The 1,708-nt window shown below is 73.4% G+C and carries 1 protein-coding gene; it reads right to left on the minus strand.

Annotated elements, in window-relative coordinates; translation table 11 throughout:
* The coding region (locus tag G6030_RS12435; RefSeq protein WP_182643331.1) for an acyltransferase domain-containing protein at nucleotides 1-1,708 on the minus strand (1,708 nt) is incomplete at both ends.

A 1,708-nucleotide genomic window follows, 5' to 3' on the forward strand; every position in this document is an offset into this window, starting at 1 on the left:
CATGCGGGTGGCGGCGGGTGCGCCGAACTCCAGGTCGTCCGGGCGGGGAGCGCCGGGGGCGGCGGCAGGCGCAGCTGCCGGTTCGGATCGGTCCGCACCGGCCGTGCCGGGGGTGTTGACGGCCGGTGCGGGGTCTGTGGGGGCCGCCTGACCGGCGGCCGGGGTGGAGGCGGAACCGGTGCCGGTGTCCGTCTCGTCGTCGTCGACCTCCACGCTGGGCGGCAGGGTGCCGTACAGCGTCGCCGAGTCGCGCTCGACGTTGATCACCTGGGCGCGCGGCCCGCGGTGGGTGGGCAGGTCGAGGGTCTTGGAGGCGAGGTTCGCGACGGTCGGGGCGTTGGCCACACCGACCTCGATGAACTGCTCGACGCCGAGTCCGCCACGCTCGATCGGCGTGAACAGCAGCTCCTGCGTCTCGATCCAGCGGACCGGGCTCGCGAACTGCCAGGCCAGCAGCTCGACGAGCAGCAGGCGGCCCAGTCGCGTGGGCGTGGCGGCCCAGGCGTCCCAGTTCGCGAGGACGTCGTCCAGGGCCTCCGCCGGCACGAGGTCGGCGATCTCCTGCACGAAGTCGCGCTCGAGGCTGAACAGGCGCGGCACGAGGTTCGGGATGTAGCGGCCGACGAGCACCGAGATGTCCACGTCCTCGGGGATCAGCGCGTCGAGGGTGGCCCGGAAGTCCGGGACGCCGCCGCGCAGCACCGTGGAGTGGAACGGCACGTCGATGCCGGGCACCAGGATGAAGGCGTTCTTGCCGCCCGAGCGCTCGAGCTCCCGGTTCACCGCCTTCTCCAGCGCGGCGCAGCCGGCGACCGTGCCGGCCAGCGCGTACTGCGAGCCCGCCAGGTTGTAGTTGACGATCTCGATGAACTCGCCGGACTCGCGGGCCACGTCGGCGACCCACTGCGCGATGTCCTCGTCCGAGATGCCCATCTGCGACGGGCGGATGGCGGCCATGCGGTAGTCCGACCGCCCCTGCGCGTCACGCGGGACCAGCTGGTGCATGGTCGAGCCACGCTGGAACACGATCTCCAGCAGCGGCTCGAGCTCGAGCACGCCGGAGATGGCGGCCAGGGCGTCGTACTCGCCGATCGAGTGGCCGGCGAAGTAGGCGCCGTCGACGAGCAGGCCGTCGGCCTCGAGTTCGGCGCGCTGGGCGACCGCGAGGCACGCCATCGCGACCTGGGTGAACTGGGTCAGGTAGAGCACGCCGTCGGGATGCCGGTGGACCTCGCCGCGGACGGTGACCTCGGTCGGGTTGTCGCGGACGAGCGCCAGGATCGAGAAGCCCAGGGCCTCACGGGTGTGCTTGTCGGCGCGGTCCCAGATCTCGCGGGCGGCGGCGCAGCGGGTGCGCCCCTCCATGCCCATCCCCTTGGCCTGGATGCCCTGGCCGGGGAACGCGTAGACGGTGCGAGGGGCCTCGGTGAGCGCGGTCGCGGCCATGACGGTGGCGCCGTCGACCGTGCACGTGACCTCGAGGACCTGGCCGCCGGCGTGGCGGCCGGTCTGCACGGCGCGGACGGTGATGTGGTCGCCCGGGCGGACCGGGGCGAGCATGCGGGCGGTCCAGCCGGCGATCCGCAGCGCGGGGGTCTTGCCGTCCGACGCCTGCACGGCGTGCTGCGCGGCGGCCGAGAGCCACATGCCGTGGACGATCACGCCGCCCAGCCCGGCCAGCTCGGCCGCGGTGTCGGAGACGTGGATC

The sequence above is a fragment of the Dietzia sp. E1 genome (assembly GCF_014145015.1).
In the GTDB taxonomy this organism is placed as follows: Bacteria; Actinomycetota; Actinomycetes; order Mycobacteriales; family Mycobacteriaceae; genus Dietzia; species Dietzia cinnamea_A.